Annotated in this window: 23 protein-coding genes; 1 reads left to right on the top strand and 22 read right to left on the bottom strand. The window is 54.4% G+C overall.

All coding sequences use genetic code 11. From position 1 onward, the window contains the following. Window positions 1-29: 29 nt before the first annotated feature. The 7 genes from IPH75_03040 to IPH75_03010 all read right to left on the bottom strand — a co-directional run bounded on the left by IPH75_03040 (window position 30) and on the right by IPH75_03010 (window position 5,337). A complete protein-coding gene (locus IPH75_03040) occupies window positions 30-428 on the bottom strand; it encodes a lytic transglycosylase domain-containing protein (GenBank protein ID MBK7141042.1) in 399 nt (132 codons plus the stop codon). Between the two features lie 512 nt (window positions 429-940). After that, window positions 941-2,077: a flagellar basal body P-ring protein FlgI gene (locus IPH75_03035; GenBank protein MBK7141041.1), complete on the bottom strand. Its 1,137-nt coding sequence runs from the start codon at window positions 2,075-2,077 to the stop codon at window positions 941-943. An 11-nt stretch (window positions 2,078-2,088) separates the two neighbouring features. Next, a complete protein-coding gene (locus IPH75_03030) occupies window positions 2,089-2,679 on the bottom strand; it encodes a flagellar basal body L-ring protein FlgH (protein ID MBK7141040.1) in 591 nt (196 codons plus the stop codon). A gap of 26 nt (window positions 2,680-2,705) precedes the next feature. Continuing rightward, complete coding sequence (gene flgA / locus IPH75_03025) at window positions 2,706-3,401, bottom strand: flagellar basal body P-ring formation protein FlgA (protein ID MBK7141039.1); 696 nt, start codon at window positions 3,399-3,401, stop codon at window positions 2,706-2,708. Between the two features lie 2 nt (window positions 3,402-3,403). Beyond that, complete coding sequence (gene flgG, locus IPH75_03020) at window positions 3,404-4,192, bottom strand: flagellar basal-body rod protein FlgG (protein MBK7141038.1); 789 nt, start codon at window positions 4,190-4,192, stop codon at window positions 3,404-3,406. Window positions 4,193-4,222: 30 nt separating this feature from the next. After that, a complete protein-coding gene (gene flgF / locus IPH75_03015; protein ID MBK7141037.1) occupies window positions 4,223-4,942 on the bottom strand; it encodes a flagellar basal-body rod protein FlgF in 720 nt (239 codons plus the stop codon). 182 nt (window positions 4,943-5,124) lie between these two features. Then, window positions 5,125-5,337 (bottom strand): hypothetical protein, encoded by a 213-nt coding sequence (locus IPH75_03010; GenBank protein ID MBK7141036.1) that lies wholly within the window; start codon window positions 5,335-5,337, stop codon window positions 5,125-5,127. 275 nt (window positions 5,338-5,612) lie between these two features. On the opposite strand from IPH75_03010, the gene IPH75_03005 reads away from it, so the two are divergent. Next, complete coding sequence (locus tag IPH75_03005; GenBank protein MBK7141035.1) at window positions 5,613-6,905, top strand: T9SS type A sorting domain-containing protein; 1,293 nt, start codon at window positions 5,613-5,615, stop codon at window positions 6,903-6,905. 82 nt (window positions 6,906-6,987) lie between these two features. Here IPH75_03005 and fliJ read toward each other — a convergent pair whose 3' ends face one another. The 15 genes from fliJ to IPH75_02930 form a co-directional block, all read right to left on the bottom strand. Further along, the gene (gene fliJ, locus IPH75_03000) at window positions 6,988-7,437 is read right to left on the bottom strand and encodes a flagellar export protein FliJ (protein ID MBK7141034.1); all 450 of its coding nucleotides are present in this window, start codon (window positions 7,435-7,437) and stop codon (window positions 6,988-6,990) included. 6 nt (window positions 7,438-7,443) lie between these two features. Continuing rightward, the gene (locus IPH75_02995) at window positions 7,444-8,760 is read right to left on the bottom strand and encodes a FliI/YscN family ATPase (GenBank protein ID MBK7141033.1); all 1,317 of its coding nucleotides are present in this window, start codon (window positions 8,758-8,760) and stop codon (window positions 7,444-7,446) included. Continuing rightward, complete coding sequence (locus tag IPH75_02990; protein ID MBK7141032.1) at window positions 8,757-9,455, bottom strand: hypothetical protein; 699 nt, start codon at window positions 9,453-9,455, stop codon at window positions 8,757-8,759. Before IPH75_02990 ends, IPH75_02995 begins: the two co-directional genes overlap by 4 nt. Next, window positions 9,448-10,458, bottom strand: a complete 1,011-nt coding sequence (gene fliG, locus IPH75_02985; GenBank protein ID MBK7141031.1) for a flagellar motor switch protein FliG — start codon at window positions 10,456-10,458, stop codon at window positions 9,448-9,450. The genes IPH75_02990 and fliG overlap by 8 nt, the downstream gene beginning before the upstream one ends. A gap of 10 nt (window positions 10,459-10,468) precedes the next feature. Next, complete coding sequence (gene fliF, locus IPH75_02980) at window positions 10,469-12,034, bottom strand: flagellar M-ring protein FliF (GenBank protein MBK7141030.1); 1,566 nt, start codon at window positions 12,032-12,034, stop codon at window positions 10,469-10,471. Between the two features lie 66 nt (window positions 12,035-12,100). Next, complete coding sequence (gene fliE, locus IPH75_02975; protein ID MBK7141029.1) at window positions 12,101-12,466, bottom strand: flagellar hook-basal body complex protein FliE; 366 nt, start codon at window positions 12,464-12,466, stop codon at window positions 12,101-12,103. Window position 12,467: 1 nt separating this feature from the next. Continuing rightward, window positions 12,468-12,773 (bottom strand): hypothetical protein, encoded by a 306-nt coding sequence (locus tag IPH75_02970; protein MBK7141028.1) that lies wholly within the window; start codon window positions 12,771-12,773, stop codon window positions 12,468-12,470. Between the two features lie 19 nt (window positions 12,774-12,792). After that, a complete protein-coding gene (flgC, locus tag IPH75_02965; GenBank protein MBK7141027.1) occupies window positions 12,793-13,284 on the bottom strand; it encodes a flagellar basal body rod protein FlgC in 492 nt (163 codons plus the stop codon). Between the two features lie 10 nt (window positions 13,285-13,294). Then, window positions 13,295-13,666, bottom strand: a complete 372-nt coding sequence (gene flgB / locus IPH75_02960) for a flagellar basal body rod protein FlgB (GenBank protein MBK7141026.1) — start codon at window positions 13,664-13,666, stop codon at window positions 13,295-13,297. A 128-nt stretch (window positions 13,667-13,794) separates the two neighbouring features. Next, window positions 13,795-14,655: an OmpA family protein gene (locus tag IPH75_02955; protein MBK7141025.1), complete on the bottom strand. Its 861-nt coding sequence runs from the start codon at window positions 14,653-14,655 to the stop codon at window positions 13,795-13,797. After that, window positions 14,652-15,416 (bottom strand): flagellar motor protein, encoded by a 765-nt coding sequence (locus tag IPH75_02950; protein MBK7141024.1) that lies wholly within the window; start codon window positions 15,414-15,416, stop codon window positions 14,652-14,654. Before IPH75_02950 ends, IPH75_02955 begins: the two co-directional genes overlap by 4 nt. 159 nt (window positions 15,417-15,575) lie before the next feature. Beyond that, window positions 15,576-16,928: a sigma-54-dependent Fis family transcriptional regulator gene (locus tag IPH75_02945; GenBank protein ID MBK7141023.1), complete on the bottom strand. Its 1,353-nt coding sequence runs from the start codon at window positions 16,926-16,928 to the stop codon at window positions 15,576-15,578. Between the two features lie 40 nt (window positions 16,929-16,968). Next, on the bottom strand, window positions 16,969-18,261 hold the full coding sequence (locus tag IPH75_02940; GenBank protein MBK7141022.1) for a PAS domain S-box protein: 1,293 nt from the start codon (window positions 18,259-18,261) through the stop codon (window positions 16,969-16,971). 70 nt (window positions 18,262-18,331) lie between these two features. Next, window positions 18,332-19,444, bottom strand: coding sequence for a chemotaxis response regulator protein-glutamate methylesterase (locus IPH75_02935; protein ID MBK7141021.1), 1,113 nt, complete (start codon window positions 19,442-19,444; stop codon window positions 18,332-18,334). Between the two features lie 11 nt (window positions 19,445-19,455). Continuing rightward, a complete protein-coding gene (locus IPH75_02930; protein ID MBK7141020.1) occupies window positions 19,456-21,246 on the bottom strand; it encodes a chemotaxis protein CheA in 1,791 nt (596 codons plus the stop codon). Window positions 21,247-21,279 lie beyond the last annotated feature (33 nt).

The following is a 21,279-nucleotide window of genomic DNA, read 5'->3' as shown; positions in this document are numbered from 1 at the left end:
TCTCCTGTAAGTTCGTTATCGGTCGTTTCTTAGGGAACTTTAGGTGACTTGGTTGCTTCTTCGAAGAGGGCCATCACCTTGGTCACATAGTTCTGTGTTTCGGCGAATGGCGGGAGGCCGCCGTATTTATCCACATTCCCTGGACCGGCATTGTATGCCGCCAAGGCTAGTTCGACATCCTGATATCGATCGATCAACTTCTTGAGGAAGCGACTGCCCCCCATGATGTTCTGTTCTGGATCCAGAGAATCGGTCACACCCAGATCCTCTGCCGTCGCATCCATTAGCTGCATCAGCCCTTTGGCTCCGGCATGCGAAACGGCCTTCGCATTGCCCCGCGATTCGGCATGGATCACCGATGCGATCAGGGTAGAATCGAGCTTGGTTTCTGCCGCCGCGGCCTCGATCAGGTTGCCATATTTTTCCATGATCTTGTCATGCGACGGTGTTGTCCGCGGTTTCAGCGGCGCGATCTCCGGTTCGGCTTCGAGCTCGACCGGTTTAACTTCTTTTGGCAATTCGATCTGTTTTGGCTTGAGGCTCACCGGTATCCGTTTGACTGTGGCAGTCGGGAGTTTGGAGACAGCGTCGGGGTCGACCTGTCCGCTATCGGCGTACTTCGCTTCGATCAGCTTGACGGTGGAACGGTAGAGGATATCAGAAATGGAGCCATGTCCTCCGGCGCCTGCGCGGGAGATCTCCATATCCATCAAATCCATGAATGTCTCTTTCCCCTGCGAGCTGCTCATCGGCAGACCTTTAGTCAGGGGATTCTCTGGAACCGTCTTCCGCATCGCCTTCATCATTTGATAGCGGAAGAAGGCCTCGAATTCCTGGGTAGCTTTTCTAAGACGCGCCTTCTCCTGCTCCAGCGTACTGGCTGCATTCCCCTTGAGAGTATCAAGGGAGGTTGGTGCGGATGTTGGCGCGAGACTTCTCATTACATGATGACCAGCTCAGAGCGAAGGGCGCCCGCCTGTTTGAGGGCCTGGAAAATGGCGACGATATCGCGCGGCGTGGCGCCGATCTTATTCAGGGCGGCGGCGACATCGGACAACTTCACGACTGATTCCAGTTCAATGACACGCGCCTTTTCGGCGTTCACGGTTACCTCAGTATCCTTAGTCACAACCGTCTCTCCCTTACTGAAGCCATCGGGTTGGGAAATGACCGGCCGGGAATCGATACTCACCGTTATGGTGCCATGGGCTATGGCGACTGGTTCAATAATGACATTCTGGCCGGCGACGATTGTGCCGGTCCGTTCGTTGATCACGACTTTGGCGATCTGGTCTGGTTCGACAGTCAGTTGACCGAGATCCGAGAGAAAGCGCATGCGGCGAGTCGGTTCGGCGATCGTGTCATGGATCGTCACCTGAATCGTGCCACCGTCAACCGGGCTGGCATAGTCACCGTATTCAAGATTGATCCGCGATGCGACGCGTTGCGCCGTGGTGATATCAGGTTCGCTCAGAGTCAGCAAGACGACTTTATCGGATCCAGGGACTGTCTGCAGTGGACGGGAGATCTTGCCGCCGTTCGGCACACGGCCGACCAGCGTATAGTTGTTGACGATCTTGTTCCCCTCATCGACCTGGACGTTGAATCCGCCTATTGAGACTGAACCCTGCGCGACCGCTCTGACCACGCCATCAGGACCGGCCAGTTGCGTAATAAGTAGGATCCCGCCCTGAAGAGAATTGGCGTCGCCGATGGAAGATACGGTGACGTCAAAGTAGGTCCCTTCGGACAGATCGCTGGAGATCCGGGCAGTGACCATCACTGCGGCGATATTCTTGACTTTCAGCTTGTTCGGTTCTACCTGAAGCCCCATTCGCTCCATCATGTTGGCGAGCGATTGCATGGTGAACTGGGTGCCGTTGCCATCGCCAGAGCCATCCAGTCCGATCACGAGGCCGTAGCCTATCAGGTCGGTTTCCTGCTTGTTCTGGAATGTGCAGAGGTCCTTGATCCGAACCTTGGCGGCATCAGCCTGCGGACAGAAGAAGGCAAAGATCATCAGCATGATGATCAAACCGCACGGCGTGAGGAGTCGAGCGTGTAGATTTTCCAACATGATCGTCTCCTTTAGAATATCCAGCTCAGGATACGGGTGAAAAATCCGGGACGAGAAGCCGTATTGGCATTTCCCTTACCCGTATAATGAATCTCAGCATCGGCTATTTGATAGGAGTCGATGGTATTGTTGGAGCCAATATCTTTCTGTCGAACGATTCCGTTCAGGGTGAGTGTCTCACGGTCACCGGAGATGCCGATCACGCGCGAACCTTCGATGATCAGATCGCCATTATCTTTCTTGCCGACGACAGTAACGGAGATCTTGCCGCGCAAGACACCCGAGCGGAGGTTCTCTCCCTTGCCGTTGAAATCGGCCTTGTTATCCGCATCTAGTCCGAACTTCGGGATCAGGCGAAGGAGTGGTCCTTCACCGGGTCCACCGGAGGTCGACGTACTGGTTGATTTTTCGGTCTTGGTTTCGACCTGATTGGAGGCCGAGTTCTGCTCATAGATGAGGACAGTCAAAATGTCACCAACGTTGTATGCCTTGACATCGGAATACAGCGAAGATGAGCGTCCAAAATCCTGACCGTTGGTCTTCAGCGCGAACGGCAGAAGCAGCAGGATGATGAGTAGGATAATGATGCGTGACAGTTTCATGAAACGACTCCTTGCGTCCTATGCAATCACGGCGCGATAGCGACCGTTGAGTTATCCACGATGGTAGCCTGGATGATCTTACCGGATGCGCGGTTTTTGACGCGGATCAGTTCGCCGGCCATTCCGCTCTGCTGAGCGGTACCCGGTGTGGAGATTGAAAACAGGCCGTTGGAACACTGGATGGAAACCTCCCGCCCGACTTCAATGTCTGGCACCGGCTCGATCGCACTGGTGGTAAGAATCTGACCTTTGGCGAGATTTCGCCGCATTCTGAGCCCACTTACGGACTCAAACGCTGTGACCGGCTGCTCAAGCAGGGAGGTGATGTCCATCCGCTGAAGGGAAAATTGGGTTTCTACCGGTTCGTCATGGCGGCGCAGAGATTCCTGCGCGACCAGGACTTCGGCAAATTTGTGAATGCGCAGACTGACCTGGCCGGACTCAAGCATGCGACCATCGCGGGTGATCGTGGCGATGACTGTGAATAGTCCGAGCGGCTCTTTCTGGGAGAGCGGTTTCAGGCGCAGTTCGCTGAGCGCGACATCCGTGGCCTTGATCTGACTGGAGAGGATCTCCACTCGATAGGTTGCGCTGTCGAGTTCAAATGTTGTGGCTGCAACCTGCCGCAGAGCTTCATCCGGATCGATAGCCCAGCTCGTCGTCGAGAACAGCGCGATCGCGAGCATCAGCTCTACCAGAAATGTCGTCTTACGCAGGTTCATGATTATCTCTTCAGGTTATTGGCGATAGACGCCATGTCGTCGGCGGTCTGAATCGCTTTTGAGTTGATCTCGTAGGCGCGTTGCGCCACGATCATGTTGACCATTTCATCCACCACGGAGACGTTTGACATTTCCAGGTATCCCTGGTCGATCGTGCCGAGTCCGCCCTGTCCGGGGGTGTTGGTGGTCGCCGTACCAGAAGCACTGGTCGGGACCATGAGGTTTTTGCCAATGCCGGTCAGACCGGCCGGATTGATAAAGCGTGCCAGTTCAAGCTGGCCGATCTGAGTCGGCGCATCTTGACCAAACTGAATCGCTTCAACCACACCATCCTGTCCGACTGAGACCGACACGGCGTCTTCGGGGATGGAAAGTTCGGGGAGCAGGAAGAAACCGTCAGAGGTGACCACACGGCCATCGGCCGAGATCTTAAACGCGCCATCGCGCGTGTATGCGGTCGTACCATCCGGGCGTTGTACCTGGAAAAATCCGTCGCCGGAGATCGCCATATCAAGTGGGTTGCCGGTTTGGGCAAGATCACCGGTGGTGAATTCTCGGACTGTCGCGGATGGCCGCGTACCGTAGCCGATCGCCAATCCGGTAGGAACCTGGGTGCCCACGGCCGATGCTACACCGGCGCGGCGGACGTTTTGATACAGGACATCCTGAAACTCCAGCTTGGCTTTCTTGAAGCCAGTGGTGTTCACGTTGGCCAGGTTGTTGGCGATGTTGTCGACATTCATCTGTTGAGCAGACATGCCCGATGCTGCCGTGCGCATTGCCTTGATCATTCGTTTACTCCTGTTCCCTGCGTTCCGTCGTTATTTTGAGCCTGCAACCCGGTTGAAGAGACTGTCCAGGGAGCTGTCCTGAGTTTGCAGTGATTTGGCGTTGGCTTCGTAAATGCGATATGACACGATCATGTCGACCATCTCGGTGATGACATCGACATTCGAAGACTCGAGATACCCTTGCTGAATCGAGGGGGTCGGTACGGCAGTCAGTTCAGCACCCGGTGCGGCGACAAACAGCGTCTCACCGACTTTTTCCAGCTTCTTGAGATCAGCCACCGTGTAGGGGACGACTCGTCCAACCACGGTGCCATCGACTTCCACTTCACCTGACTGGGCAATGGTGACTGTCCCGGTACCGACCTGAATCGGGCCGGACTCGCCCATGAGCTGGTAGCCGCCGGGGTAATTCAGGAATCCATTATTGGCAACCTGGAAAGAGCCGGAGCGGGTCAGGGCAACAACGCCATCTGGCGATTGCAGCCGGAAGAACCCCTCACCATCGATAGCCAGGTCGAGCGGATTGTTCGTCCGGTCGAGGCTGCCATGGGTATGCTGGGTGAATGCTTTGGTGACCATCGGCTGCATCCAGTCGGCGGCCGTCTTGGTCGTCTTGCGCTCTGCTTTGGACAGTTCGCGAACGAAAATGTCGTCCTTCTTGAATCCGGCGGTGGCAGCATTGGCGATGTTGTTGGCGATCGCTTCCTGTTGCTGGACTCGCGGAATCATGCCGGACGCGGATGTATACATGCCTTTTATCATAGAATTCTCCGATGACTGTTAAGCATCGGCTGTGCCAGAACCACTGACGGACGCACAAGACGCTATCTGGCAATCAATTACACGAGTAATCGTAGAGGCGATTGAGAGACGAGAAGGCTTGTTTCGGAAGATTAGGATTGGATCGTGGGGAAAGGATTTCCCGTTCCCGGTCAGACCGGCAGATTCTGGTGTTTGGCGCGGGTCTTGTCGATCAGGCGGTCCATCGCCTCATGAAAGCGCGATTCGTCACAGGGCTCGTCATTGCAGCGCATGTAGAGTGGGCAGTCGGTCTTGAAGCCAAAACATTTCAGCGATTCTGCCAGGTAGCAGACCTTGGTGTAGCTGCATCGCTCGGCCTGACGGTAAGTACGAATTGAGGACATAGTGAATACATCGGCAGGTGCAGTCCCGAGTTGAGAAAACCTGATTTGACTGATTCCCGCCCCGTAGAGGCATGAGCTAGGCAGTGAACTGCATACTGAAAACGGGATTGCGAAAGGGCGGTCGGGTGTATATATTTAGTACAGTGGCAAGTCTGTTCGCAGACAGCCACTTAGATTACACCACTGCATCGGACAGGTGAGCCTTCCTGCAGACCTGCTAAGAAACGGCCCCCAGCACGGATTTTGCTCTTATGGGTGAACATCGGGGATTGAATATGCAAAAAAACTTACGAATTCTTGTTCTTATTCTCGCGCTCCTTTTGGTGGCAACCCTTGAATCTCGAGGGCAGGCCGATCCGGGTATTCGCGATACGTTGCGCATCGACTCGGTCGCTTCGTTTATCTCCGGAGTTGGCGTGGTACCGGTACATTTCTACAACGACGAGCAGTTGTATGGCGTGGAAATGACGGTTCAGCACAACGGAGTCGGAATACGGATCGACTCGTTTTCATTCGCTGGAGGCAGAGTCGCCAATGTGGCCTTTCGCAACAGACGCATCAGCAGTGACGGAAAAATCCTGAACGTCTCAGCACTTGAAGGCGGCGCTCAGAATATTCCAGTTGGGAATGGCCTGCTGGGGCATATCTATCTGTCCTATGATGAAACGGTAGTTCAGCAAACGGCGGTCATCGATTCAATAACCTGGGCGCCCGACGCGACCTTCACTACAGATTTCATCCTACCATCGGTAGTGGCTTTTACTCCTGAGTTCGTCAAAGGCTATTTGACAGTGGCGGAGAACCCTCCCTCCTTTGATTCCATTTGGGTCGCCAATGGAAGCGGTGTGGCCGGCATGTCGGTAGCTGTGGATATCTTCCTGTTTAATGAGCGCAACACGCGCGATGTCTCAGTTGCCCTCACTTGGGGGTCAGATCGACTGACCTTTGATTCGCTCTCATTCGAGGGTATGCGGGCAGATCCCGCCCAGTCCAAATTCACTCAATATTCCAATGCCCTGCATCAGTGCCTCGGGCAGATCACCTTTGGCGATGATGTCCCACTTGCTCCGGGCACAGGCCTATTCATGCAAGCCTGGTTCAGCATTGACGAATCAACACCGGATACCGCCATCACCATTGACAGCGCTTCGTATGCCGGTGTACAGGGGACTTTTCTTCTCCTGACCGCTGTTGACGGCAATCGTGAGGTGCGACCTATCTTCCGCTCAGGCGAATTGCAGGTTTCCGTGGCGACGGATGTAGACGATCAGGATGGTTCGTTACTGCCCCGTGATTTTGCTTTGATGCAGAATTATCCGAACCCGTTTAATCCGACAACGGTGATCGAATTCGCGCTACCGCGCGCTTCGAATGTCAAGATCGAGTTGTATGATATTACCGGCCGACTGGTTCGGACGCTGACAGATGGGTCGATGTCCGCAGGCACGCACAAGGTTTCATTCGATGGGCGTTCCTCATCGGGCAATCAGCTCGCCTCCGGCGTCTATTTCTATAGACTGCAGGCAAACGATTTCACTGCGACGAAGAAGATGCTGCTGATGAAGTAATCTCCGCAGCCAGACATACTCTCCATAAGACCAAAAGCCTCCCTTTCAGGAGGCTTTTGTGTTGGTGGAGGTGTGGCAGTGGTTACTGCCGGTGTCGAAATCTGTATCCATTGACCGCAATCTCATCGAGTTCCTTCTTCTCATGGCTCTCGATATCGGCGACGAAACGTTGTTGCTGTTTTTCTTTCAGCTTTTCATGGATCTTTTTCTGTTTGGTCGCCTCGACTAATCGAGTTCTTCGTACCTCTGCCTCGCGTTCCAGCGCACGGAGCAATTCTGAGCCGGTGACTGTATCGCGTTTCAGTTTGACCAGGTAACGGGAGGCGATCAGCAGTTGGTGAGGATGCAGTGGCCCGGTCAACCGTTCTCGCTGGCTTTCGATGGTCTGTTGCTTTTCCGAGGCGATCGACTGGAGTTTCTCCTGCTGGATATATACCTGCTGAACCGCGACGGCGTGTTCTTTCTGGCGCTGTTTCTCAACATGCGCTTTCATCTTGAGGACTGGCTCGAGCCGATAGCGAAACTTCTTCACCTCGGTCTACCCTTCCATGATGGCACGCAGTTGCGCGACAGCGTCGGTGTGCGGCACCAGTTCGTAGATCCCCTGACGGAAGAAGGCGTTCAGCTTTTCCATCTTGGAGATGGCGAAATCGATATTAGGGTTTGAACCCTTTACATAGGCGCCAATATTGATCAGATCTTCGGCTTCTCTATAGGTTGCCAGGGTCTTTCGGACCTTGGCGGCAAGTTGCGTTTCTTCCTGGGGAGTGACATCTTTCATGAGTCGGCTGATAGAGTCAAGCACGTCGACAGCGGGATACTGGTTGAGTGCGGCAAGGCGACGGGAAAGCGCCACGTGGCCATCCAGGATCGATCTGACGGCGTCCGAGATCGGTTCATTGAAGTCATCACCCTCGACAAGTACTGTATAGAATCCCGTGATCGAGCCACGCTCGGCGTTACCGGCACGCTCCAGGAGGGTTGGCAACATAGCGAAGACTGACGGTGTGTAACCTTTGGTGGCTGGGGGTTCGCCGACGGCGAGCCCGATCTCGCGCTGAGCCATGGCCAGTCGCGTGACGGAATCCATGAGCAGCATGACATCTTTCCCCTGGTCCCGGAAATACTCGGCTATTGCACTGGCGACCATGGCGCCCTTGATACGAATGAGCGCAGGTTGATCCGAGGTTACGGCGACAACAATTGAACGCTTCATGCCTTCAGCGCCGAGATCGCGTTCGATGAATTCGCGGACTTCACGTCCTCGTTCGCCAACCAGGGCAATGACGTTGATATCTGCATTGGAAGCGCGCGCCATCATGCCGAGAGTAACCGACTTGCCGACACCTGATCCGGCGAAAACGCCCATACGCTGGCCTTTGCCGATCGTTGTCATCAGGTCGATCACTTTGATACCGGTGTAGAGCGGTTCGGAGATACGACGTCGCTGCATTGGGGGGAGAATTTTCGCTACAATCGAACGGGTGGCACGGCAAGTCAGCGGGCCACGGTCATCGATCGGTTGCCCCAATCCGCCGAGAACTCTCCCGACGAGCTCCGGCCCCACAGGAATGCGAAGTTGATCGGAGGTTGATGTGACTATGGCACCGGGGGTAATGCCGCTGATCGGACCATAGGGCATCAACAAGATTCGGTTATCCCGAAATCCAACTACTTCCGCCTGAACAGTGCTTCCGCTTTCACGATTTTCAATGGTGCAGAGTCTTCCGATTGAGACTGCTGGGCCGGCAGATTCGATCACCAGGCCGACTACCTGGGTCACTTTCCCGAAATGCTTGACCGTGTTCGCGCGAGCGATCCTGTCTGCATACATGTCGTAGGCGACATAACTCATGACTGGTCCGCCCCAAGGACGGCATCGCTGATTACTTCGAACTGAGATTCGATCCGGGCATCAATATCACCGGTAGGGGTCTCGATAAAGCATCCGCCGAACTTGACCCGCGGGTCAGCTTCAAAACGGAGTTCCTTTATGGCAGTCGAATTCTGCAGGAATCGATCGATATTCTGTTCTACTATTGCCAGATGGTCGGGATGTACTTTGATGACCAGTCGCGAACGGTCCACGAGCGTGTCAATGATTCGAGCGATCATGGTGACGGTTGCTTCGCGATCGCACTCGATCGCATCGAAAGTCACTTTACGGCTGATCTTGATCACCAGATCAAGGATCTTGTCGCGGCTTTCCTGGAGCATCACCTCTCGCTGATTGACCGCATCTTTGATCGCCTGATCAAACTGCGATAGTACTTTGCGAGCCTCGTCTCTCCCCTTCTCCAGACCTTCGGTATATCCCTGTTTAAAACCGGCTTTATAGGACTCGTCCTGGATCCGTTCGACCACTTGTTCGAACTTGTAGACCTCATTGATTGGGATGAGCCGAGCGCCATCTGAGTCGGTAATAAAACTGACTTTCGGAAAAAGCGCCGCGAGCTTCTGCTCGGCTCGTGACTCTGACTGGAGATCACGTTGCCGCTCGCCAATATAGATCGCCGGAGCTTCGGTCGTAAAGCGGATGATCTTAGACAATGATTTCTTCCTTGCCACCGCGGCCGGAGATAATGACCTGGCCTTCTTCTTCGAGGCGACGGACGGTCTCGACAATGCGTCCCTGAGCCGCTTCGACATCGGAAAGTCGTGTCGGCCCCATGAACTCCATCTCTTCGCGGATCATGACGGCAACACGCTCGGAGACGTTACTGAATATCTTGTTCTTGACCTCTTCGCTGGTCGCCTTGAGTGAGATCGACAAGTCTTTGGTCTCGACTTCCTTGAGAACGCGCTGGATCGAACGATCATCCAGAAGGATCAGATCGTCGAAGACAAACATCATATTCTTGATCTCAGCCGCCAGATCGGCGTCTTCGGCCTCGAGCGACTGGAGAATGTTTTTTTCAGCGGTGGTGTCGATCAGGTTGAGAATTTCGGCAATCGCTTTAGCACCACCGGAGACGCTTAAGTCTCGTGTGCTGGCGGAGCCGAAGTGAGCCTCCAAAGTCGCTTCGATCTCTTTCAGGATCTCAGGCGAGATCTTTTCCATGGTAGCGATTCGAAGAGCAACCTCGGCCTGGAGTTCCGGCGTCAATTCCGACAGGACCGCCGCGGCCTGTTGCGATGACAACTGGGTCATCACCAGGGCGATGGTCTGCGGATGTTCGTTCTGGAAGAACCCAGAAAGTTGTTTGGGATCGATATCTTTGAGAAGCGAGAAACCACGCGACTTGAAAGAGGATTCGAGCCGGTGCATGATCTCACGCGCTTTATGCGAACCAACCGCCTTTTCGAGGATCTGGGAGGCAAAGTCAATACCGCCCTGAGAAATGTACTGGCGGGCCATGAATATCTGCTGACACTCTTCGATCACCTTCTCTTCGACTTCCGGAGGGACGTCACGAAGGTTGGCGATCTCTATCGTCAGCTTTTCCAGGTCCGCTTCATTCATTCCCTTAAGAACCAGAGCAGAGACCTCGGGACCAAAAGCAACGAGTGCGACTGCCGCTTTCCTGGTGGGTGACATGTCATCGAATTGCATATTTTTCATCCTACTCGATCATCAAGGTCTTAATGACCTTAGCGACCTCTTCAGGCCGCTCTTTCGCGGTCTGCTGCATATGGTCGACCAGGCGTGGTTTACGTTTTTCCAGGACGATAGCTGAAGGTTGCTCCTCGTCTTCGATCCCCTCAACGCTGCCCGCATGCTGCGCCCGGTGAGCCGGGTGCGGAGAAAGCATGTTACCGACACCGGAGAAGAGCTTTTTCAGTTTCCCTTTGAGATAGAAGAAGGCAAAGATCGCCAGCAATACCAGCCCGACTTTCTTTCCAATATCCCAGTAGAAGTCGCGCTGATACATAACATCGAGCTGTAGCTGCTCCTGCTGGAACTCCTGACGGTCGAACGGAATGTTGAACATTTCGATCTGATCGGAGCGCTGCTGCTGGAATCCAACTGCGTTGCGCACGACTGCGGCGAGCTTGTCCAGTTCTTCCTGTGAGCGGGGCTGGTAAACGGGCGCTCCGGCGCCATCGCCGGTGCCAGCCTCGGGCATCTGATAGGTACCGTCAACCATAACGGCGACGGACAGCCGGTCGATCGTACCGACCGCATTGATGATATGTTCGACTGTCTTGTTGATCTCGTAATTGGTGACGATAGTCTCGGAATTTTCCTGCTGGTTGCTTTCGTTGGGTGGCTCAGCTTTATCTGTGGTTGCGTTGGTATTGCGTGTCCGTTCTTCGGAGCGAATGACCGGCGCATTCGGGTCATAGGTTTCAGCCGTCTTCTCTACCTGCTGGAAATTGAGGTCGGCGGTGACACGGACGATCGCTTTGCCGTTGCCGAGAACACCGTCGAGCATGGACTGCGCCTTATCCTGCAAATATGATTCGACATTCTGGCGCACTTCCAATTGCGAGGTGGACAGCCCGGCCAGCGGATCGGACTTACGACCGCCGGACATCAGGTTGCCTTCGTAATCGACGATGGTGATATTTTCGGGGCTCAAGCCCTCGACAGAGGATGCCACCAGGTGGGAGATCCCTGCGATCTGTGCCCGTGCGAGTTGGGCGTGTCCCTTCAACTTCAATAAGACAGAGGCGGTTGCCTCCTTTTTGTCTTCTCTGAACAGGCGGTCTTTGGGAATGACAATATGAACGCGGGCCGCCTGCACTTCAGACAGTTGCATGATCGTCCGGGTCAATTCCCCCTCGAGTGCCCGTCGGAAATTGAGGTTCTGCAGGAAATCGGTCATGCCAAGGTTGTTCTTGTCAAAGATGGAATAGCCGATCGACCCCGCGCGAGGGAGTCCCTCAGCGGCGAGAGAGATGCGCGTCTTATAGACGTCATCCGCGGGGATCTCAATCGACTTCCCGCCGTCCTCCAGCTTATACGGGATCTTGTTATCGTTAAGATAACTGATCACCTCGCCGGCTTCGCTCTCTTCAAGGTTGGAGTAGAGTCGGGAATAGGTGACATTGTTCACCCATCCGACCAGCAGGACAACTCCGACAATGGTGCCGGCGACAACGCCAAAGAGCATCATCACCTGGCTCGGGGTCATTCGCCCGACCACTCCGGAGAAGTTCTTGAAAACGTCCTTAAAGCTTCCCATACTCAATCCTATGTGTCGATCATGACCAGCCATCCATGGCCGGGTCAGAAGTTCCAGTGCTATTCCTTACATCGGCATCCGCATGATCTCGTTGTACGCATTGATCAGCTTATTACGGATCTCCAAGGTCAAGTCGAGTGCCAAGCCGGCCTGTTCCGCTTTGATCATGACATCATGCAGTTCGACCGGTTCCCCCGCCAAAAGCGCTTCCTGCGCGGCACCAGCCTGGCGCTGCAGATCATTCACTGAATTGATCGCATTGGACAGGAGGTCGCCGAAATCTGGCTGAGAAATGGCCTGGCCGCCGACGGGTAAGCCGAGCGGATTTGCCTGACCGTCGGGCGGCGTGACCTGTTCAAGGATCACTCTGCCGCCCGGCGGTTCGATCAGGCCAGGAACAACACGACTGGAGTTGGAGATTATTGAACTCATATCAGACTTTCACGTCGATCAATTGGCCAAGGCCGCCTTCGACCTTCTCGCCATCGGTTCGTCCGAAACGCCCGGTCTCTTTGAATCGTGCAAAGACCAGTTCAAGAGCGCGGCGTTCTTCGGTGGACAGGGTGTCGGCGTAGTTGCCGGATTTCGCCTTGACCGCGACGCTTGAACCCTGGGCAGTACTTTTCGGTTCGATCGAAACCGAAGCGGCTTCTGCTTCGCGATACGGGATTCCCGCAGCGCTGTCTTCGCGTTTGGGTACGTTCTGGTAGGATTGGATCCCTACGGGGTTGATCTTCATTCTTGTTTACCTCACACCACTAAATATCCAAAGCATCTTTGACCATTTTCTTGGAGGCAGCAATCGCCGTGGTATTGGCTTCATAGGCACGGCTTGCCACCATCATATCGACCATCTCGGTGATGATATCGATATCCGGCAGTTTGACATATCCTTCCTCGTCCGCTTCCGGATGGGTCGGATCATAGATCAGCTTGAACGAGTCCTTTTGTTCGACCTGTTTTGCCTCGACCGAGGCAAGTTCAGAATCCTCGCGCACTTTGAAAGAGTTACCGAGTTTGTGCTCGGGGTGGGTGCGAGCGAGCGGCGTGTCGGCCTGGCGCAGGAAGGAATCGAAATTCCCCGCCTCTTTGGCTTCCCTGACCAACAGGCGTTTGCGCTGATACGGGCCGCCGTCGGCCGTTTTGGTCGTTTCTGCATTCGCCAAGTTTTCGGCGACGACATTCATTTTCTTGCGCTGGATAGTCAGCCCTTTGGCTGACAACTGGATCGCGTGCAGTACTCCGGCCATCTCACTATCCCTACTTACTGGTTATCGCGTTGCGCATGGAATCGAATTTACGTTTCAGCAGTTCGGCCCCAATGGTGAACTGCAGTTCATTCTGAGCCAGGTTGGCGATCTCTTCGTCGATATCGATCGAATTGACATCGCCGTCCTTGACCTTCTCATGATCGATACGCGGCGGCTTCGCCTTATGCTCACCGAGCGGTATATGGTATTGATTGGTCAACGCACCGGCGAGGTGGTTGGTGTTGCCGGTGAGTCGCTGGTACTCACGCTCAAACTCAATATTCTGTGCCTCATAGCCCGGAGTGGCCGCATTGGCCATGTTTCCGGAGATAAGCTTCTGCCGGAACGATCCGAGATCGAGGTACTTCGAGAAGTTGGGCACGCCCATCTTCGTGAATAAGAATTTTGACAGTCCGTTTTCCATATATGTACTCGTAGCCGTATGTTTCCGACCTTGTCAATTGCAAGGACGGTGCCAACTTTACGAGAATGCGGATTGTCTGTTGAATGCTAAGGAGTTGCGGTTCTGAGGCTGTCGAGCTGTTCCCAGTTCAGCGGCTGTTGCGGGAAATCGTTTCCCGGCTGAGTGGGAAAAGTCTGTTGGACTGTGGTCAGTGTGTCGGAATCCGACTTCTCACCATAATAGTATTCAGATGAAGGCTCCTGGACTGTCAGTTCCATCGTTAAGATGACAATGTCGACCCGACGGTTCTGGGCACGATTTTCAATGGAATTGTTCGGGCGTATTGGACGGTACTCACCGTAGCCCAGCGCGGAGATCCGGTCCGGGGCGATCCCGTGCAGGCCGGAAAAGTAGCGCACGACCGCAGTCGCACGGGCTGAGGCGAGTTCCCAATTCGACGGATAAACCACCGTATTGATCGGTCGGTCATCGGTGTGACCCTCGATCCGGACATGATTGGGGAGTGGTCGGACTTTGTCGGCTATCAGGTCGAGAATCTCCATAGCGCGATGCTGGAGGTCGGCCGAAGCCTCACTGAACAATGCCGATTCCATGATATGGACTACCAAGCCGCGTTCGGTCAATTCGGATTTGATCTCCCCTTGCCGATTGATCTCCTTGAATCGTTCTTCGATCTGCTGTTGGATCATCTTGAGATTGCCGAGTTGCAGTAGTCCGTGGCCGGTTTTCCTGGACTCGGTTTCAGTTTTGATGATGCTATCTCCCCCTTTGAGCACGCCATTGAGTGCCTCGGCCATCTTGCCGAACTTCTTGGCGTCAACTCGGGACATGGAGTACATGACGACAAAAAAGGCCAGGAGCAGGGTGATCAAGTCAGCGTAGGTCAGGAGCCAGCGTTCAAGATTTTCGTGATCGTTGGAAGAGCGACGGCGACGGGGCATGGTCATTCCTCCACGCCGCGATGTTGCGGCGAGATGAATGCCAGCAAGCGCGTGCGGATATTGCGCGGATTTTCACCGGACTGGATCGCGGCCATACCTTCGACGACCAGTTCAAGGTGGATCATCTCTTCTTCGTGGCGAAGTCTCAATTTGTCTGAGACCGGCAGGAAAAAGAGATTCGCCAGGCCGACTCCCCAAAGAGTGGCAATGAAGGCGGCGGCGATTGAGGTCGCCATTTTGGAGGCATCGGACGTGTTCCCGAGGGTGTGGATCAGTCCGAGGACTGTCCCCAGGATGCCAAGCGTAGGTGCAAATCCTCCGGCCTTCTGGAAGAAGGCTATCCCTTTTTTGTGGCGCTCTTCCATGTAAGCGATCTCGGTCTCGAGGATCTCGCGAAGTGCGGTCACTTCGGTTCCGTCGACCACCAACTGGAGAGCTTTGCGAAAGAACGGATCTCTAAAATCTTTGATATGAGCATCGAGGCCCAGAATCCCCTCGCGACGCGCCTTTTCGGCCAGGCGGACGATCATGTCGATCGATTCGGTCAATCTATGGGAATGACCAAAGAATGCCAATCGAAGGTAAGTCGGTACCTGCAGGACCGTACCGAAGGAAGTGGTTACAATGGTGGCACCCAACGTTCCGCCAATCACTATCAGCATTGGGGGAAAGAGGAAGATGGCATCGAGGTGACCTCCTTCCATTACGAAAGAGCCGACCACCGCGCCAAAAGCGAGTATGAGACCGATAAGTGTTGCCAGATCCATAGTCGTCGTTTACTGAACGGGGTTGTCGGGCTGAATTGCCTGACGCTGTCCGGTCAACTAAACTATCGGCAGAACTGTTCAAATGTTTATCAGGCAAATGTTTCCGGGTAAGAAAAAGGCCCGCCGGAGCGGGCCTCTCGCAAATCTATTGAACGATTGTCAGTTAGTTTGCTCCAGTTGATATTCAGCCAGCTTGTTCCGGATGGTCCGGGTGGTGATCCCGAGAGCCTCTGCAGCCTTGGTTTTGTTGCCGTTGAACTTCTCAAGGGTCTTGAGAATCAAGTACTTGCTCCCCTCTTCGAGCTTCATCGGCACCTTCAGCGGCGGGAGGTCATCGGCCACTGGACCAAGGGCCAATTCGGTCGGGAAGTCATCATCGGTCAGAATCTCCGACTTAGCGGTGACAACTGCACGTTCCAGCATATTTTCCAGTTCGCGAACATTGCCGGGCCAGTGATACCGGAGGAACATGCGCATCACGCCGTCATCCATCCGTTTGATGCTCCGACCATTCTCATCATTGTACTTCTCAATGAAATGCTGCGTCAGGGCAGGAATGTCTTCCTTGCGGTCCGCGAGCGGCGGCAAGTAGATCGGAATGACATTGAGGCGATAGAAGAGATCTTCACGGAACAGCCCCTGGGAAATGTACTCTTTCAGATTGCGATTCGACGTGGCAATGATACGGACATCGACAGAGATCGTCTGGCTTGAGCCAACGCGTTCGAATTCGCGCTCCTGGATCACGCGAAGCAGTTTGCTCTGCAGATTCAGCGGCATCTCGGAGATTTCGTCGAGCAATAGAGTGCCGCCATCGGCCAGCTCAAAGCGGCCGCGGTTGGTCTTCTTGGCGTCGGTGAACGCCCCTTTTTCATAGCCAAACAGCTCCGCCTCGACCAGATTCTCCGGCAGCGCGGCACAGTTGAGTTTGATGAACGGATTCTGGGCGCGGTTCGACGCATAGTGTATGGCGCGAGCGACCATTTCCTTACCGGTACCGGAAGATCCGGTGATCATCACGGTTGAGCGGGCATTGGCGACCGACTGGATCAGATCGAAGATCTCCTTCATCATTTTCGACTTGCCGATGATGTTCTGGAACTTGTGTGCCAGGTCGGCCTGCATGATCCGGTTCTGAGAGCGTAGCTCCAGGACCTCGGTCACTCGGGAGAGGATATGCTCGAGGGCTTCCGGTGAAACCGGCTTGAGCAGGAAATCATAGGCTCCCAGCTTGATCGCCTTGACCGCAGTCTCAACCGTGCCATAGGCGGTCATCATAATAACGGTCGTGTCCGGCGACACCGTCTTGATCTGATGCAGCAAAGTCAGGCCGTCCATCTCCCGCATCTTGAGGTCGGTGAGAACAATATCAAACGTCTGGGACTTAAATCGATGAACAGCTTCTTCGCCGGAAAATGCGGAAACGCATTTGTATCCGGCACGGGTGAGGGTTTCTGTCAAAAACTCATTCACCAGTTTATCATCATCCACGATCAGTACAGCATACTTCATCCTGTGCGCTCCATGTCAGCGTGGTCAATCTTCGAAGGGATCACAAATGTGAATTGTGCACCACCGGCCGGATGATTATCGGCGATAATCTCCCCCCGTGTGCTTTGGCTATTTTCCAGCTCACCGCCAGACCAAGTCCGGTGCCGGTGCTTTTGGTCGTAAAGAACGGCGAGAAGATCTTGTCGAGTACCTGTGCATTGATGCCGTGACCCGAGTCATGGACAGTCGTTTCAAGGACAGTCTCTCTATGACCCAGCAGTAATTTGTCACTGTATTTTTCATGGGCATCGTCGCGGGACAAGCGGCGGACTGAGATCGAGATACTCCCTTTCTCTCCGCATGCCTCAACCGCATTGGTCAGCAGGTTAAACAGCAATTGCCTGACCAGCATTGGATCAATATGCGCTTTGGCCTCATAGCTGCTCTCTTCGGGAGTCAATTCAAGCGATACCGCCCGCAATCGCTCGCCATTATCAAAGCGGAACTGGTCGAGGGAGCGCTGCACGAACTCGGTATAGGTAAGGTCCTCTTTATTGACTTCTTCAAAGCGAGTATAGTTGAGTAAGGTGGTGACGGTGCGGTTGAGATTCTCGACTCCGGTGATGATCTTGTCGGCCAGTTTCTGCTTGGGATCATCGATATTGAGATCACGTTTCAAAAGAGCGGCGAATCCGCCGATCCCGGCCAGCGGGTTGCGCACTTCGTGCGCGATAGTCGCGGCCATTTCTCCCAATGCCGCCAGGGTCGATAGACGACCCAGCTCCTGCTCGATCCGTTTTACACGAGTCAGGTCCTGAAAGACCTCGACTGCGCCGACCGAACGGCCTGCATCGTCACGAAGGATCGCCGTTGAGACGGAGAGCGCCAAACGGGTTCCATCCGGGAGATCCAGATGTTTTTCCACTGACTCGACTGATTTGCCGCTTTCTGATGCGCGCAGCGCGTTAGCATTGACGGGGGTACCCGGGGGAAGGATTTCGCGATACGGCCTACCGAGGACCTCGCTGGCGGACATGCCGAGCATTTGCGAAGCGGCTGGATTGAACTGCGTAATTCGCCCCTGCTGATCAACTGCAATTATACCGACGGAGACTGCTGTCAGGATGGAGTTGAGGAACTCAGATACGGCCAGGTTCTTTCTGGTCATGTCGACCAGCTTCTGGTTGGTATCTTTTAGCTCGGCGTTCTGGCTGGTAAACTCATCTTTGAGTTCTATGTACTGACGCTGCAGGCTATTGATGATACGGGTAAAAGACGCGTACGATTCGGTAAACCGATGCAGTTCATCCGATTCGAGCGTCACAATCGATGCGGCGTCTCTGGCTTCATCCATGAGCATACGTTCCTTCAAGCTGACCAAAAGGGTAGCCTTAAGGAGGTATACATTCAACAAAAACTTTAACTTAGAAGTAACTGGCTATTTCAGCAGCAATGGATTCGATGGGGGCGATATGATCGGCCACGCCGGCCTCGATGACCGCTCGCGGCATACCGTAGACAACACATGTTTGCTCGTTTTGAGCGATCACCACTCCCCCTTTTGACCTGATCTGACGGATCCCCTGAATGCCATTATTCCCCATCCCTGTCAGGATGACTCCCATGGTTTGCTGGCCATAGGTCTCCGCGACTGAATTAAGCATAACATCGACGCACGGCTTATAGAGCGTGGTCGACGGCTCGTCGGAGACGCAGGCAAAGACCTGCCCTCCGCGCCGCTTGACGGTCAGGTGACGCCCACCGGGTGCGACCAGCACCAAGCCAGCCTCGATCCGTTCGCCATCCTGCGCCTCGCGAACGGTTAGCGTGGAGAGCGTATTAAGTCGATCCGCCAACGATTTGGTAAACATTGGGGGCATGTGCTGCGCAATCACCACTCCGACGGGGAAATTGCGCGGAAGCTTGGTGATCACCGACTGAAGGGCCGGTGGCCCGCCGGTGGAGGAACCGATCGCGACCAGACCGATCTGGTGCTGACGCTTGCGGATGAACTTCTGTTCGGGAAGCTGAACCGTTGTCTTGGAGACTGGAGATTCGGCAGTCCCCTTGCCGATCTGGGAGAACTGACGCTGACGATGGCGGGACATCAGGATGTGCTTCCGCTTGGCAATATCCTTGATCTTGGCAATGAGGTCTTCCTTGATCTTCACAATATCAAGGCTGACATAGGACATCTGCTTGGGGATAAAATCTACTGCGCCGAGATCAAGGGCCTCCAGGGTCGCCTGTGCTCCGGAGGTGGTCAGCGAAGAGACCATCATTACGGGTACGGGGCTCTTAAGCATGATCTCGCGCAATGCTGCAAGGCCATCCATCCTCGGCATTTCAATATCCATAGTGACCAGATCCGGTTTGAGAAGGCGGACTTTCTCTACCCCCTCTTCACCATCGCGGGCCGTCCCAATGACCTTAATGAGCGGGTCAGACTCGAGCATCATGGTAATGGCTTTCCGCATGAACGCGGAATCGTCCACTACCAGAATGCGTATAGTTGGGCTGGGGGCCTCAATCGCCATGTCAATCTGCCTTATGCGGTCTTCTTGGCCAGGTTGAACAGGCCGATCAGGTCTATGATCAGGCGAATGCGTCCGTCTCCCAGAATGGTGGCGCCGGCGATACCTTCAGTTGTCCCCAGGTAGCTGCCGAGCGACTTGATCACCACTTCCTCCTGTCCGAGGAATCGATCCATGTTGATCCCGATCTTCTGGTCGGCTAGACCTACCACAACGATATAGGGTTTTTCAGCCAGGACCAGGCCACTCTTGGTGCGTCCCAGCGCTTGCCCCAGATTGATTATCGGAATGATCTCGTCACGCAACCGAAGGACCGGTTTGCGATTGATATAGCTGACATCCGATTGCGCTGTCTTGACTGTCTCGACCACTGAAGACAGCGGCAGGATATACACTTCTTTGTCGGAGTCAATTAGTAGGCCCTGCAGGATCGCGAGGGTCAGTGGCAATTTGATGGTAATGGTCGTTCCCTGGTCAACTTTCGAGTCCAGTTCGATCATACCGTTCAGTTTTTCGATATTTGTCCGGACGACATCCATCCCGACACCGCGACCGGAGACATCAGAGACGACCTTGGCCGTTGAAAGTCCAGCTTCAAAGATATAGCGGAAGACTTCCTTGTCGGGCATTTTGTCGACCTCGACACGCGTGGCGAGTCCACGTTCGACTGCCTTATCGCGGATTGCCGCGACATCGAGCCCCTTGCCATCATCTTTGATACGGATGACAATGTTGGAGCCCTCCTGGCAGGCGGCCAACGCGACAGTCCCTTTTGCGGGCTTTCCTTTGGCGGTACGGGCATCCGGCATCTCAATGCCGTGATCACAGGAATTTCTGATGATGTGCACCAACGGGTCGCCGATTTCTTCGATAACAGATTTATCGAGTTCGGTCTCTTCGCCGGACATGATCAATTCGATCTGCTTGCCGTTATCGCGGGTCAGGTCACGGACCAGGCGCGGGAACTTGCTGAAGACTTTACCGACCGGCTGCATACGCATTTTCATTACGGCCATCTGCAGTTCGGTGGTAATGTAGTTAAGCGAAGCGGCTGCCTGGTTGAGTTGCTCGACGTGCTGGGTATTGGCGTCCTCGTTGACAAATTTGCCGACTGTCTGTACCAGAGCATTTCGTCCCAGGACGAGTTCGCCCATCAGGTTCATCAGAGAGTCGAGGCGATCGACATCGACACGAATTGTTTGATCTCCGGCCGGCTTTTTACCGTCCGGCGCACTTTTTTTCATGGTCGCTTTGGCGCCACCAGTTGTAACGTCTGCTGACGAGGCGGCTGGTGCCTCAATCGGAGGTGCTTGCGGGGTGCTCTTGAGTGCCTCGGAGACAGTGATCGGCGTCCCCGCCAATTCGCTGAGGGGCTTTGGCTGCAGAACCGCGACTGGCTCGGCTTTCACGGTCGCGGGAGCTGCACCTGGTTGACTTTCCTGTACAGCTATCAGCTTGCCGATGATCTCGGTCAGGTCGATCTCTTCGAAGTTTGATTCATGAACGTTACTGATCAGGACCTTAAGTATGTCCAGCGATTCGAGCAGAAGATCCATGATGGTCGGCGTTACCACCATCTCCGCTTTACGGAGTTTGTTGAGAATATCTTCCATCTTGTGGGTCAGGTTCGTGACCTGTTCAAAACCGAGGAAGCTCGAGGTCCCCTTGATGGTATGGGCAGCCCGAAAGATCTCGTTGAGCAGATCGAGATCGTTGGGTTTCGATTCCAGCTTTACCAGATTGGTGTCAAGAGAATGCAGCAGTTCATCGGCTTCCACCAGGAAGTCGTCGATGATCTCTTTCATCTCGTCGAGATCGATATCGTTCGCCATAGCCCC

This window comes from bacterium, from assembly GCA_016708025.1.
In the GTDB taxonomy this organism is placed as follows: domain Bacteria; phylum Zixibacteria; class MSB-5A5; order GN15; family FEB-12; genus FEB-12.
The sequence above is the reverse complement of the archived record's forward strand: the minus strand, read 5'-3'. Positions and strand labels throughout refer to the sequence as shown.

Excerpts from the sequence above, each read along its gene's own strand:
- IPH75_02945 (MBK7141023.1), bottom strand. The coding sequence starts at position 16,928 with ATGAAGTATGCTGTACTGATCGTGGATGATGATAAACTGGTGAATGAG.
- fliE (MBK7141029.1), bottom strand. The coding sequence starts at position 12,466 with ATGAGTTCAATAATCTCCAACTCCAGTCGTGTTGTTCCTGGCCTGATC.
- IPH75_03035 (MBK7141041.1), bottom strand. The coding sequence starts at position 2,077 with ATGTTGGAAAATCTACACGCTCGACTCCTCACGCCGTGCGGTTTGATC.
- IPH75_02995 (MBK7141033.1), bottom strand. The coding sequence starts at position 8,760 with ATGAGTTATGTCGCCTACGACATGTATGCAGACAGGATCGCTCGCGCG.
- flgG (MBK7141038.1), bottom strand. The coding sequence starts at position 4,192 with ATGATCAAGGCAATGCGCACGGCAGCATCGGGCATGTCTGCTCAACAG.
- IPH75_03040 (MBK7141042.1), bottom strand. The coding sequence starts at position 428 with ATGGAAAAATATGGCAACCTGATCGAGGCCGCGGCGGCAGAAACCAAG.
- flgC (MBK7141027.1), bottom strand. The coding sequence starts at position 13,284 with ATGGCCGGAGTACTGCACGCGATCCAGTTGTCAGCCAAAGGGCTGACT.
- fliG (MBK7141031.1), bottom strand. The coding sequence starts at position 10,458 with ATGCAATTCGATGACATGTCACCCACCAGGAAAGCGGCAGTCGCACTC.
- IPH75_02935 (MBK7141021.1), bottom strand. The coding sequence starts at position 19,444 with ATGGCGATTGAGGCCCCCAGCCCAACTATACGCATTCTGGTAGTGGAC.
- IPH75_02930 (MBK7141020.1), bottom strand. The coding sequence starts at position 21,246 with ATGAAAGAGATCATCGACGACTTCCTGGTGGAAGCCGATGAACTGCTG.
- flgF (MBK7141037.1), bottom strand. The coding sequence starts at position 4,942 with ATGTATACATCCGCGTCCGGCATGATTCCGCGAGTCCAGCAACAGGAA.
- IPH75_02955 (MBK7141025.1), bottom strand. The coding sequence starts at position 14,655 with ATGACCATGCCCCGTCGCCGTCGCTCTTCCAACGATCACGAAAATCTT.
- IPH75_02950 (MBK7141024.1), bottom strand. The coding sequence starts at position 15,416 with ATGGATCTGGCAACACTTATCGGTCTCATACTCGCTTTTGGCGCGGTG.
- fliF (MBK7141030.1), bottom strand. The coding sequence starts at position 12,034 with ATGGGAAGCTTTAAGGACGTTTTCAAGAACTTCTCCGGAGTGGTCGGG.
- IPH75_03010 (MBK7141036.1), bottom strand. The coding sequence starts at position 5,337 with ATGTCCTCAATTCGTACTTACCGTCAGGCCGAGCGATGCAGCTACACC.
- IPH75_03030 (MBK7141040.1), bottom strand. The coding sequence starts at position 2,679 with ATGAAACTGTCACGCATCATTATCCTACTCATCATCCTGCTGCTTCTG.
- IPH75_02940 (MBK7141022.1), bottom strand. The coding sequence starts at position 18,261 with ATGGATGAAGCCAGAGACGCCGCATCGATTGTGACGCTCGAATCGGAT.
- flgA (MBK7141039.1), bottom strand. The coding sequence starts at position 3,401 with ATGAACCTGCGTAAGACGACATTTCTGGTAGAGCTGATGCTCGCGATC.
- IPH75_02970 (MBK7141028.1), bottom strand. The coding sequence starts at position 12,773 with ATGAAGATCAACCCCGTAGGGATCCAATCCTACCAGAACGTACCCAAA.
- IPH75_03005 (MBK7141035.1), top strand. The coding sequence starts at position 5,613 with ATGCAAAAAAACTTACGAATTCTTGTTCTTATTCTCGCGCTCCTTTTG.